At 69.8% G+C, this 12079-nt stretch carries 10 protein-coding genes; 5 read left to right on the forward strand and 5 right to left on the reverse strand.

Annotated features, from left to right (window positions below; genetic code table 11):
- Positions 1–2760 precede the first annotated feature (2760 nt).
- Genes OG928_RS39745 through OG928_RS39755 form a run of 3 tightly spaced genes read left to right on the forward strand, consistent with a single transcriptional unit; the run spans position 2761 to position 4753 of the window.
- Positions 2761–3588, forward strand: coding sequence for a ParA family protein (locus OG928_RS39745; protein WP_331766869.1), 828 nt, complete (start codon positions 2761–2763; stop codon positions 3586–3588).
- Entirely contained in the window at positions 3588–4343 is a 756-nt protein-coding gene (locus OG928_RS39750) for a hypothetical protein (RefSeq protein ID WP_331766870.1), read from the forward strand. The genes OG928_RS39745 and OG928_RS39750 overlap by 1 nt, the downstream gene beginning before the upstream one ends.
- Positions 4313–4753, forward strand: a complete 441-nt coding sequence (locus tag OG928_RS39755) for a hypothetical protein (RefSeq protein WP_331766871.1) — start codon at positions 4313–4315, stop codon at positions 4751–4753. The genes OG928_RS39750 and OG928_RS39755 overlap by 31 nt, the downstream gene beginning before the upstream one ends.
- A 394-nt stretch (positions 4754–5147) precedes the next feature.
- Here the strand turns inward: OG928_RS39755 and OG928_RS39760 are convergent, their stop codons facing one another.
- The 3 genes from OG928_RS39760 to OG928_RS39770 form a co-directional block, all read right to left on the reverse strand.
- Positions 5148–6878 (reverse strand): hypothetical protein, encoded by a 1731-nt coding sequence (locus tag OG928_RS39760; protein ID WP_331766872.1) that lies wholly within the window; start codon positions 6876–6878, stop codon positions 5148–5150.
- Positions 6879–7264: 386 nt separating this feature from the next.
- Positions 7265–7732 carry a hypothetical protein gene (locus OG928_RS39765; protein ID WP_331766873.1) on the reverse strand — a complete coding sequence of 156 codons (468 nt, stop codon included), beginning with the start codon at positions 7730–7732 and terminating at the stop codon, positions 7265–7267.
- Positions 7733–7829: 97 nt separating this feature from the next.
- Entirely contained in the window at positions 7830–8246 is a 417-nt protein-coding gene (locus OG928_RS39770) for a hypothetical protein (RefSeq protein WP_331766874.1), read from the reverse strand.
- A 380-nt stretch (positions 8247–8626) separates the two neighbouring features.
- On the opposite strand from OG928_RS39770, the gene OG928_RS39775 reads away from it, so the two are divergent.
- Both OG928_RS39775 and OG928_RS39780 read left to right on the forward strand, forming a co-directional pair.
- Positions 8627–9436: a CRISPR-associated endoribonuclease Cas6 gene (locus OG928_RS39775; protein ID WP_331766875.1), complete on the forward strand. Its 810-nt coding sequence runs from the start codon at positions 8627–8629 to the stop codon at positions 9434–9436.
- Between the two features lie 121 nt (positions 9437–9557).
- Entirely contained in the window at positions 9558–9917 is a 360-nt protein-coding gene (locus tag OG928_RS39780) for an HAD hydrolase-like protein (RefSeq protein WP_331766876.1), read from the forward strand.
- Positions 9918–9946: 29 nt separating this feature from the next.
- Here the strand turns inward: OG928_RS39780 and dnaN are convergent, their stop codons facing one another.
- Together dnaN and OG928_RS39790 are read right to left on the reverse strand one after the other, a co-directional pair.
- Positions 9947–11098: a DNA polymerase III subunit beta gene (gene dnaN, locus OG928_RS39785; RefSeq protein WP_331766877.1), complete on the reverse strand. Its 1152-nt coding sequence runs from the start codon at positions 11096–11098 to the stop codon at positions 9947–9949.
- Between the two features lie 215 nt (positions 11099–11313).
- Positions 11314–11883 carry a GNAT family N-acetyltransferase gene (locus OG928_RS39790; protein ID WP_331766878.1) on the reverse strand — a complete coding sequence of 190 codons (570 nt, stop codon included), beginning with the start codon at positions 11881–11883 and terminating at the stop codon, positions 11314–11316.
- Between the last annotated feature and the right edge of the window lie 196 nt (positions 11884–12079).

Below are 12079 nucleotides of genomic sequence, written 5' to 3' on the forward strand. Positions count from 1 at the left end.
AGGCACGGCTCAAGCCTCCGGCCGCCGACCCCGGCCGGCGGCCCGTAGTGGGCCTGTATGCGTCCCCCCTCGGAGCATTCATGCATGCCGATCGCGACGTGTGCCATGACGGTTGCGAGTCGGCGACCTCGGCGTCAAGGACACGAACGGTCCCGCAACGGGTCCGCGGGTCCGCACAGAGAGGGTCGACGAGGGTGCGCCCGAAACGCAACGCCCCCGGAGACTGCCCCCTGGAGAGGCAACCTCGTGCCGGCGAAGTCCTCATCACGGGGCCGGATCTGCTTCGTGTTGCGACCGCCCCTCTTGCGGGCTTCATGGAGAAGCACCCGCACGGGCGCCGCTTCAGGATGGATGGCCGTTGGTGGAATCGGCGCGCCGACGCATGAGATCATCTGGCTTCAAGCGGGTTCGGATGCCCTTCTCTGCACGTGTTCTCGCTGTGGGCCGGGCAGGCGTGTCGGTTGATCGATGGGGCTGGTGACTGGCCAGGCATGGCTTTTGACCTGCATATTTCACAAGTTCACAACTCATGCAACGCGATCTGTTGCGGAGAATGTTGCGAAGATTACATCGCATCATGTCCGTGAAAATGTTCGGCGGACTATTCGGTGTAATGTGCTTTGAGTTGCATGGGAGAATGTCCGGGGAGATGTTCGTGAAGCTAGAACGAAGCATGTTCTTGCTCTTGCAACACTAAAACGGCGCCTGTGCGGGCGGGTGTGTGGGCGGGTGTTACGGCGGATGTGCGGGCGTGCGGATCGGTGTGCGGCTGGTTCTATGGATGGGTGGCCGGGTCTACGGCCGGTCGGGACGGTCGGTGCGCGTGCGGGTGGATGGATGGGTCGCACGATGGACGGCCGGGTGGATGACCGTGCGGTCGGACGGGCATCTGGATGTGCGTCCGGGCGTACGGTCGGAACGAACGGTGGAACGAGGGAACGAACGATGGATGTTACGAGCGAACAACGGGCGTAGCTGTGTGCGTACGGACGGGCGGGCCGGTGTGTGGCCGGGCGTGTGAATGTGCGGTCGGGCGTGCGGGTCGATGGGCGGATGGTCGAAACACTGGGCGTGCGGGTGGATCGAACGATGGATGTCCGGATGTGTAGGTCGGTGGGTGGACCTGCGGGCGTGCGGGCGTATGGATGTTTGTTGCGGTGGGTGGGTCGATCGATGGGCGGCCGGGTCAGTCCGCGTGCGGGCGTGTCTGTGGTCGGGTGGATCTGTGTCCGGGTGGATCTACGGTCGTACGGGCAGATCGACGGGTGGACGGGTCGATCGGCGGTCGGTCGGATCGGTCGACGAAACGAACGACGGCACGAACGACGGACGGCTCGGTCTCCGTGCGTACGGCGCGGTGGATGAGCGTTCGTACGGACGGGTCGCTGGATCGGCGGTCGTGCGTCCGGCTGGGCGGGCGGGACGATCTGCGTTCGCAGCAGCGGGTGTGGGGCCGGAGCGACGGCTGGTCGGGCCCAACGGTGGGTGGGCGGGCGCTCGGGTGTGTCTTCGGGCGGGTGGCTCTGCGTTCGGACCACGCGCTCCATGGCCGGGCCTTCGGACGGGCGTACCTGTGGCACGCTCCGACACTCGAACGAGCGCTCGCGCCATGAAACGGCCGCCGGTCGGATCGGTGTGCGGTGGTGGCTGCGCGCGGGCGTTGCGGGCGAACGCCGGATCGATGGCCCGCCCGATCGAACGACGGCCGAAACGGTGCACGGTCGGATCTGCGATCGGGCCCGCGGGCGGTCGAGTCGGTGGCTCAGGCAATCGATCGGGCGCGCGCTCGGCGGCCGCGGCGAACGACGACCGGCACACCATCGGGGCGCCGCGGTGTGCGGCCGGCACGCTCGGGCCCACACCGGACGGGCGGGTCTGCGGCCGGAGCGGTCGCTCCGGGGGCCTCCGGTGCACGGGATGGACGCTCCGAACGGCGGCTCTCCGGGTGGGCCGCCAGGCGGCTCTCGCGCGCGTCCGCGCGTTCAGACGTTCGGCGGTCGGTCGGTCCACTCACCGAGCAGGCGCCTGCCCCACACGACAGCCGCCTCGCTACCCAACCCCGCCGCCGCTCGGCGCACGAAGCGAACCGACGACCCGACGCACGAACCGGCGAACGAACCGACGCACGAACCGACGCACGGCACACGAAACGCACTACGGGGACTCATCGGACGGAGCGACCGCCGGTGCCGACCCGCCGGCTTCCTCGACACGCCCGGCCCGTCGCCGTTTCCGGCTCCCGCCGACGCCGCCCAACGCGCCGTATCGGCGTGTCGAACCCATCCCGGATCGCCACATAGCCGGCGCCACGACTCCCCCGCCGGCCCGCGCGAGGCTCGGCCGAGTCCCGGGACGGATCCGCGGCCGAATGAGACCCCGTAATCTCGAACACCCGAGCGATCAATTGCGCATTCGATCTGCTTTTCATGCGCTGAAAGGGTCTGTTGGGGGCCCTGATTCGCCCGACCAACCGGGTTAACAGGGACATACGGGTGGGTTTTCCGAGTGTCACAGTGAATTTTGGGAATCCGCTGCTAACCTGACAGACAAAACTTAGGCCGGACCCCTCAAGGACGCCTTGAAGGTTCTGCCCGCTAGATCCTGGTTCGTTGCGCTTTCGGGCTTCCGACGGAAGTATCAAGCAGCCATCCCGGAGGTACGTCGTCTTCCCTGTCAGGTGCAGTGGACGGCTCTGACAGGCCACCGGACAGAGACCGGGCTCCCGCAGGCGTTCGGCCGCTCAATCCGAGAGGACGCGCGATGGGTGCAGTTGTGGCGGTGGCCAGCCAGAAGGGGGGCCCCGGGAAGACGACGACGACGGTCAACCTCGCGAGCGCGCTGGCGATCAACGGCTTCCATGCGCTGGTGGTCGACCTCGAACCGCAGGCCCAGGCCGGGGTCGCCCTGGGCGTGGTGCCCCAGCCGCAGCGCTCGGTCGGTTTCGCCCTGTACGCGCAGCTCAACGGCATGACTCCCGACGTGCCCGAGATGATCTTCGACCGCAGCGAGCTCCTGAAGTCCTTCGAGACCACGGGCAGCCTCAGCCTCTTCGGCTCGGTGCAGAGCACGATGGTCGACGCCGAGCGCAAGATCGCCGGAATGGACTTCTCGACCACCGGGATCCTGCGTCGGATCCTGGAGCCGATCCGGAAGACCCCGACGATCGTGCTGATCGACACGCCGCCCAGCGTGAGCGCCCTGTCCGCCGTCGCCCTCGCCGCCGCCGACTTCGTCGTCGCGGTCTGCGAACCGCTGTACGCGACCGTCCAGGGCGCCGCCGTCATCAAGGGCCTGACCGCCGCCACTTCCGAGCGCACGCTCGGCGAGTGCGAGCCGCGCTTCCTCGGCACGGTCATCAACAAGGCCAACGCCCCGTCCCGACGAACCAGCGAGGACGACCAGGTCGAGCAGCGACTCGCCGACTACGGTCTCGACCCCTTCCAGACCCAGATCCGCCGCGACAGCCGCATCTCGCAGGCCTACGAGATCGGCCGGCCCGTCTGCATAGAGCAACCGAACATCGCTGCGAGCGTTGCCTACACCGAGCTGGCCATTGAACTGTTCGATCGCGTGAAGCAGGCAGCCTGATGACAGACGAGAAGCCCGCGCCCAAGTCCAGGGCCAAAGCCCGCAAGGCACCCGCCGTCCAGTCGTCCGTGCTGGCGGCGGCGCTCCAGGACGCCATGAACGGCAGCTTCCTGAACTCGGGCAGCGACTCGACGGCCGCCCTGCTGGCTCAGATGACCGGCGGTAACGCGGCCGCCGCGGGCTCCCCGACCACGGTCTCGGGACCACCGTTCAAGGCCGCGGCCCAAGCCCAGGCCCAGGCCCAAGCGCCCGCCCCCGAACCGGAGCCGGTACACGCCACCGCCGCGCCCGCCTCCGAGGTGGCGCCGACCGCCCCGGCCCCACCGGTCGTCGAGGTCACGCCCGAACCGGAACCGGAACCGGAACCGAAGCCGGTGGCCGAGCCCGAGCCGGAACCGGTTCCGGAACCGGCTTCGGCCACCGAGTCGACGCCGGAGCCCCGGCCGGAACCCGTGCCCGTGCCCGAACCCGAGCCTCAGTCGGCGAAGGCCACCCCCGAGCCGCAGCCCCAAGCGGCCCCCGAGCCCGCCCCGGCCAGGGTTGTCGAGCCCGCCCCGCGCGCCCCCGAACCGACCCCGGTGGCACCGGCCCGAGCCGCGTCCCCGACGCCCGCCAAGGCCCCTCGGCCGCCCGCGCCCCTCGGCGCAGCGCGCCCGCACCCCCGGCGCCGGTGCCGGCACCGGCGACCGTCGGATCCGCCGACGACGCGTCCGCGCACGCGTCGTTGCTCGATAGCTTTCTGGACGCACGGATAAACTCGAAAGGTTGGGAGACCTGGGGATTTCGGCTGCTGCCGGACGTCAAGTCCCGACTCGGCAAGCGGCTCACCGCCGACAAGCGCTCGTCGCAGAACCGGCGGCTGGCCCTCGGCCACTACCTCAACGCCGCACTGCTCGAGCTCCCCGAGGACAACGACGAGCAGATCGAGATGATCCGCTCGTTCCTGCGTGCTCGCGGCGGCATCACCGACCCGAGCCAGTCCTCCAGCTACCGGGTCAGCCCGGCGGTGTACGAACTCGCGCGTGACCTCGACACCGAGCTCACCGCCACCGAGAAGCGCGGCTTGGTCGTGTACCTGTTCTCGGCCGCCGTCGAACTGTTCCTCGAACGCCTCGACGCCGAGGGCCCCCTCGGGCGCCCCGAGATCTTCTCGCCCCAGCAGTGATCCGCCGTCGGCGAACGCGGAGGCCATCCAGGCCCCCTCGTTCGCCGACGGCGCCCACATGAGGCCCTGGACCCGGCACGTCTCAAGACCGTGCACTCGCCCCACCCCGGACGCCGCGGCAGCCCCGTGCTCAGACACGATCGCCGGCCACGACCCGCCCCGTCCCCCTGCCGACCCCGGCACACAACCCTTCCGTCGCCGCCCCGAACAGTCCGAACGGCCCGGCGCACCGCAACCTTATATATAAGGCAAATTGGGAGATAGCAGACAGTTGGGACAGTCGGCGTGCTCGCCCCCCGCGCCCCGACCGCCGATCCCGGAGTCGCTGAGCGGCTCCCTCCCCGCCGAACGGCGCTCCGCGACTCCCGAAACCCACGGGAGGCCCCGCAAGCCCTCAGAACGCCCCCTGGAGCTCCCGGGACGGCTCCTCGGCGCATCCGGAGGCCATTTCCCGGTCCTCGCGGCAGTCGGCGCACACGCCGTCCGGCCGCAGGCCGCGGACCGCCCGATCGCAGTCGTCGCACGTGCCCATCGGTGCCGGAACCACCGCCGACCGGGTCGGTGCGAACCCCGCGGGGGCGACCGGCGCGCGGTTCTCGGCTCGGCGGGCGGCGCCGAAGCGCTCGTCCGCCGCGGCCCGCCGGTCCTGGGCCCACCGGGCACAGTTCCGGCAGCCGTAGGGGTCGCCGTCGACGCCGACGCCCGGACCGGCCGTGGGCAGCCACAGGCGGCCGTCCTCGCAGTTCGGGTCCTCGCACCCCCGGCGGGCCAGTCCGCGGCCGCTCAGCCAGCCCACAGGGCTCTTCACGGCCCCCTCCTGGGTCCGCCAGCGGTCCGCCAGGCGGGCGAACACGCGGTCCGCGTCGCCGACTTCCGCCACGGCCCGATCCACGAGTCCGGCGGCCAGCACCCGCTGCCCGATGCTCATCCTGGCCACCAGCGGGGTGATCGTGGCGAATGCCCGCGCCGCCGTCGCCGAGATGGTGGTCCGGTCCCGCGACGTCACGTGTCGAGAACCCCGGGGTTCCGCCGAAGGCGCCTCCTTCGCAGGTTTGTTCGCCGTTGCCGGCGCCGGGTTCTCGAGCGACTCGGGCACGTCTACCACGTAGGACGCCCTACGGGCGGAACCCCCCTGGGAGTGCGCCTTCATCTGTAGGTCAATCGGAGTGTCTTCCTTATACGTGACGGAGGTCCGAACCCCCTGCGAACCCGACGTCCATTGACCCTCCGCACCCGGGTCCGGACCGGCCGAAATCCCGTTTCCTGCCTGGTCGGAGGGGCTTTCGGCGGCACCGTGGGACACGTGCTCGGCGAGCTTCGCGCCGGGGTCGGAAAGGTCCGCGTCGAGCAGGTCGTCGCACTCGGTCGGGTCGGTGCTCGGGTACGCGGTCGCGTCGGTTTCCGGGGACGATGCCAGGGCCTCGGTCCCGGTCTCGACGTCGGCATCGAGACCGGCATCGAGACCGGTCGTCGGCGCGGCCTCCTTCGGGTCCTCGAACGGTCGCAGCGGTACGAGCATGTTGCGTCCCTGCCACCCCTCGCGGCGGCCCACCTCGACCCACCCCCACCGCTCCAGGTCGGAGACCACGCCGCGCGCGGCGCGCACGCTCACCGATTCGCCGATTCGGCGGCCGGACTGGTGCCGCAGCACCTCCGCGAGCTCGGCGTACGTGAGGTGGTGGCCGCGGGCCCGGGCATAACAGATGACCGCGTACGCCCGGGCATGCCGGTGCGGGACCGCGCCCAGGAGCGCGACGGGCACCATGACCCACGGCTCGCCCTTGTCGGGGGTGCGCAGCCGACGCACGGCCGAAGTACCGGTGCCGGAGGGCTTGGTGCGGCGTACGACGGTGAGTTCACCGCCGGCGGTGAGCTGCTTCTGCGCGGCGTACAGCGAGGACGGGGCCTTGAGCGCGACCCGGCCGTCGGGCTGGGTCACCGAGCGGACGGTGAGGCCCAGGTAGCGGGCCACGGTCGTGAGGTCGGCGATGCAGCCCGGCTGGCCGGGGCCGGCGGCGAGATGGCCGACTTTCGCGGCGAAGACGAAGGCGAGGTCGCTGTACGCCGCGCCGGTCACCACACACAGCGGGACCTTGACCGACGCGCGTCGCACGGAGTCCGGCATGGTCGGATCGACGCCGCGGGCGCCTCCGACGCGAACTCGCGCGGCACGCAAGGCGGCTCGAACCCGAGCCTGCATCGTGATGGAAGAGGATTCGGGCACACTTGAAGCGGGCAAGGCTCTGGCTGAAGACAGCACTGGGCCTGCCTCGGGGATCGCAGGTATGATCTGCTCCTGAAGCTGGTGAAGAGAAAGAGCTATGGGTGACCCGACCGTTCGGCGCGTGGAAGTACCGGAACGGCTGGGTCTCACTGTTCGGTTGTGTAATGCGGCCGGCAGGCCTCCTTTCTCCGACGGCGCCCTTAGGGGCGCTGAGCTGCGAGCGAGTGGACTAGGGCTGGACTCCTAGGCCACTCGCTCTGCTTTTGGCGGTCCGACCTTCGGGGATGTCAGGCGGCACCATGTCGTCGTCCGGCTTGGTCCTGTTCGGCGGCGAGGGCCCTGAGGGCTTGCTGGGCCCACGCGCCGAGCGTGAGGTATTGGTAGGGCGTGTTCTCTTCGACGAACCGCAGCGCGAGCGCCGCGTGTTCACTGGGTCGGACGGCCAGGTCGGCCCCCGAGGGGTGCACGTAGAGGCCGGTCATCGGGTCGACGTCGCTCAGGTCGCCCACCCGCGAGTGTTCGATGGCCAAGTGCTCCCACAGGCGTAGACGTTGGGGCGTGTTGCGGGCGTAGTTCTCGCCGGGCCAGCTGATCCTTCGCAGGGCCTCGAAGGTGAGCAGGGGCAATACATCGCTGGGCGAGAGCACCGTGGGGTGCAGCACGTTTCGGTCCCGTGCCTCGTAGCCCACCTTGCTCGGCAGACCCGCGATGGCCGCGAGCCTCGCCACGGTCCAACGCTCCCGGGAAGTGGCCATGACCGTCCTTTCATGTCAACGCCCGAAGCCTATCGCGATCTCCGCCAAATAACTTCCTGTCAGGGGACTCGGCGTGTCGCACTTTGCAGTGAACCCATCACAAGAGCACCGCAAAAGCCCAGAAAATAAGGCATAGCCGTTGTGTTCGAGCTGCATGTTGGAAGATCTGCGCGCACACCCATCCCCTGTCACGCATGAATACCCGACCATCGAGCGTGTGCTCCATTGCGAGATCCACCGCGCGATCGAGCGCGTGATCCATCGCGCGAGCCGTCGCTCGATCCATCGTCGGATCCACCGCGCGAGCCGTCCCGAGATCCGTCGCACGATCGATCGAGTGCTCCGCCGCGAGACACACCGTGTGCTCCACCGAGCGCGCCGCCGCTCCGCCCGTCGTTCCGTGCGGCCGCACACGACTCCGTGCGTCCGTTGTCCGCGCCGCACACCCGCCCGCACACCCGCCCGCACAGCCATGCAGATTGACGAACGGGTTGGCATACAAGGTGCCGAACACATTGGAGGACACCTTGCCGCACACTTCCCCGCACAGATCCCCATGCAAGTTCCAGGTCAGAGGCCATTTGGGGGCTGCGCGAACGCGGGGCTGAACGAGGTTTGAAGGGCCCGTTCCGTGGCTATGGCGCGACTCGCCGGAGTGAGCGAAAATCACCGCATAACGCGATTAAGCCGGCTTCGAGCCCGATACAGAGCCGCTACCGACCGACTCGGAGGTTGGTTCGGGCCCGGTGCCGGCCACGCGAATGTCGGAAAGCCGGGACTTGTCGGCTCTGGATCACTAGCGTGCACAACCAGTGAGTCCGAGGATCCGAGGGTCCGCGGAATCCGTGGTTCGAGGTTGCCGAGGTTGCCGAGCGGTCGGATTCGGTGGAAGGGATGTCCGTGCGCTTCCGGATCGAGATCAGTGCTCGCCGCGGGACGATCGCTTGGGTGGACCTGCACGGCGCCGCGCGTGGGGTCGCGTACGGACTGCTCCGCAGTCAGGACCCGGCTCTCGCGGAGACTTTGCACGATGCGGGGTGGATGGGGTCGTCCTTGCGACCACTCGGGCTGAGCTGTCCGCAGTTCCGGAAGGCGTCGGGCGGACACGGCCGATACGCGACCTCACCGGTGGGCAGCATCTGGTTCGGGTCGCCGATTCCGCAGATCGCGACATCCTTGCTGGCCGGCGTGTCGAGCCGGAAGGAGATCATGTGGGGTGCGACACCCTTGCGGATCGAGGGTGTGCACGTGGAGAACGCGGATTCGTGGACGCAGAGCCGCAGTTCGCGCGAAATGTCGGAAACTGCGAGCCCGTCCGATGCCACCGCCGGAGTCGAAGCCGAGCCCCGGCCCGCAGTCGACCGGGCCGTGGCGCTGGTCGAGGCCGGTCGCGAGGTCGCCTTGGTATCCGCGACGCCCGTGCTGGTCAAGTACGACAGCCGGTTCATCGGTCCGGATCATCCCGAGTACGCCGCCCGGATACTGCACAACCTCCGACACAAGGCGGACCTGCTGGGCCTCGCCGGTCCCGAGCGGGTGCGCGTGATCCGGGGCGGCAGGTTGCGGCAGTTCTCCCTGGCGAAGGGGACGGCTTTCGGGGCCCACGTCACGGTGGGCGTGACCGCGCCCACCGAGTTCGTGACCGCGATCCGCGATTGGGGGCTGGGGTTGAGCACGGTGCAGGGGTTCGGGTGGATCCGCTGACCGATCCGGTGGATCGAAATCATCCGGATCGACCGAATCCATCAGGATCGGTCCGAGTTCGGCGGCCCCGGCGTCGGAGTGGTTGGCGCGGGCGCGATGCTCGGGGCAGTGACCGAATGTGATGGTCGGGAACCTGTACTCGCTCGCCGTGCTGAAGATGAACGTCTTTGGGCTCGCCGGCCACGTCGATTTCCGGATCGGGGCGTACGGCGACGACGCCTACGAACGCGTCGACCTGCCGGCGCGGGCGTTCGCGCGTACCGAGGAGCACCTCGGCCGGCGGCACGTCGGCGCCGACACGGTCATCGTGGGCGACACCCTGCGCGATGTCGCCACGGCGCGGGCGGTGGGCGCGAGGTGTGTCGCGGTCGCGACCGGGACGACGAGCCTGGCGCCCCTGACGACGGCCGGCGCCGATGCCGTACTGCCCGACCTCGCGGACACCGCAGCGGTGTTGGACGCGGTGATGGCGCTCGGCTGACTCGGTGGGTCGGTGGATCCGCGGGTCGGTCAGGCGCCGCGCATCGGCATCAGGAGGTAGCGGTAGTCCGGATCGCCGGTGTTCCAGGTGTTCCCGGCGTTCTCGGTGCTCGCGGTGTCCTCGGTCAGGACGGTCGGCTTCGTGGGGCCGCTGAAGAGCATTCGCGCGGTCGGCGCGCGGAGCGCGGTCAGGCCGTCCAGGAGATGGACCGGGTTGAACGCGACCGTGACCGGTTCGCCTGCCAGTTCGGCGGGCAGCGTCGCCGCGGCCTCGGCCTCGTTGGTGGTGCCGGCCGCGATCCGGAGCGCGTCGCGGCCGAAGGACAGCCGCACGGGGCTGTTGCGGGTGACCACGAGCGACACGCGTTTGAGGGCCTCGATCAGGGGCGCGGTTCCGATCGTCGCGACGGCAGTGGTCTCGTTCGCGAACAGCCATTCGTAGGCCGGGAACTCGTTGTCGAGCAGCCGTGAGGTCGCGTGCCGCGCACCGCCGGAGAGGCCGAGCAGACCGCGCCGGCCGCGCTCGGAGCCCAGGGCCAGCCGGACGTCCGCCCCGGAGCCTGCGGCTCGCGCGATGTCGGCCAGGACCTTGGCGGGCACGAGGGCCGTACGGTCCGGGTCCTCGGTGGCCGACTGCCAGGGCACGCGCCGGACCGCCAGTCGGTAGCGGTCGGTCGCGGCCAGGACGAGCGTGTCGTGGGTCAGGTGCACCCGGATCGCGGTGAGCACGGGCAGGCTCTCGTCCCGGGCGGCGGCGATCGCGACCTGCGCGACGGCCTCGGCGAACGGGGCCGCGGCGACGGTGCCCGCGGTCTCCGGGAGCAACGGCGTGGCGGGGTAGTCGTCGAGCGGCAGCAGCGGCAGCGCGAAGTACGAACCGGCGCAGGTCACCCGGGCCTTCGTCGCGTCGGCGGTGATCTCGACCGGGTGCTCGCGGGGGAGCGTGCGCGCGATGTCGGCGAACAATCGACCCGGGACGAGGATCTCGCCCGGCCCGCCGACGTCGGCGGCGACCTCGATGCCGGCCGAGACCTCGTAGTTGTACGCGGAGACGCCGAGGCCCTCGGCGGACGCGGTCAAGCGCAGCCCGGCGAGCACGGGCACGACCGGCCGAGCGGGGAGGGCACGCGCGGCCCACGCGATGCCGTCGGCGAGCAGGTCACGTTCGATCCGAACCTTCACAACAAACCCTTCCCCGAACACGCGACGGGCCCACGGCCACCCAATGATCGAACTTTTGTTCGATACCTGAGCTCCCGACCCTAACGGCCCCCTCGGACAGCCCGTCGCGACCGAGCGCCTCGTCCCGTGGCGGGTGGCGCCGGATTCCCCGTCTTGAGAGGTCGTCTCGTTTTGGTGCCGAAGGGACGGGAGCCGAGCCCGGTGGGTGCAGATGTTCAGGGGCGGCGAGTGCCGTCGGCGGGCGGCGCAGGGCGGTTCAGCCGCCAGACCACGTCGATTCCGGTGCCGGCGGGAGCCGTGGGCGGCGATGCCTGTTCACGCCCGACTTCGGTGAAGCCCAACCGGCGCGGTATGGCGGCGCTGGAGGTGTTGGCCAGGTCGTGCGCGATTTCCAGGTACTCCACGTCCGGCAGGGTGAACATCTCGGTGACCATGGCCGCTGTCGCTCTCGTGGCGATGCCCTGGCCGGTGGCCGCGGGGTGCAGCCAGTACCCCATGCGCCGGCCCTGAGGTTCGGCCCCGCGGTAGGTCTGGCACATGCCGACGAGAGTGCCGTCCTTGGCGATGGCGTAGTTGTACACGTCGCCGGTGGCCCACTTCGACTCGGACTTCGCGAGGAGGCTTCGGGTGCTCTCCTCGCTGTGACCGGCGACCCACGGCTCCCAGGGGCGCAGGTGGTCCAGGGACTCCTCGATCAACTTGAATGCCGGAGCGAAGTCTGTCTGCCCCTGCCAGCGTCGCAGGACGAAGTCTCCGCATTCGATGATCTGCCTCGGTCGCGCCATGACGGCCATGGTTGTTCGCGGAACGGCTCTTGGCAACGGGATACGGAAGAACCGGTGGGCCGTCCGCCCGGCAAGACGGCGGTCGGCGCGGCCAACGGCCGAATGGCCTTGCCACCGACGAACGAGAGCCAGGCGGGGGCGACTTCTCGGCCCATGGGCTGGACGCAGATCAACCGCCGGCCGACTCTTCGTCAGT

Source organism: Embleya sp. NBC_00896, assembly GCF_045207785.1.
Lineage (GTDB): Bacteria > Actinomycetota > Actinomycetes > Streptomycetales > Streptomycetaceae > Embleya.

Coding starts and splice junctions, on each gene's coding strand:
- OG928_RS39780 (WP_331766876.1), top strand. CDS start 9,558: ATGGTCGGGAACCTGTACTCGCTCGCCGTGCTGAAGATGAACGTCTTT.
- OG928_RS39790 (WP_331766878.1), bottom strand. CDS start 11,883: ATGGCGCGACCGAGGCAGATCATCGAATGCGGAGACTTCGTCCTGCGA.
- OG928_RS39750 (WP_331766870.1), top strand. CDS start 3,588: ATGACAGACGAGAAGCCCGCGCCCAAGTCCAGGGCCAAAGCCCGCAAG.
- OG928_RS39775 (WP_331766875.1), top strand. CDS start 8,627: ATGTCCGTGCGCTTCCGGATCGAGATCAGTGCTCGCCGCGGGACGATC.
- OG928_RS39760 (WP_331766872.1), bottom strand. CDS start 6,878: ATGCCGGACTCCGTGCGACGCGCGTCGGTCAAGGTCCCGCTGTGTGTG.
- OG928_RS39745 (WP_331766869.1), top strand. CDS start 2,761: ATGGGTGCAGTTGTGGCGGTGGCCAGCCAGAAGGGGGGCCCCGGGAAG.
- OG928_RS39765 (WP_331766873.1), bottom strand. CDS start 7,732: ATGGCCACTTCCCGGGAGCGTTGGACCGTGGCGAGGCTCGCGGCCATC.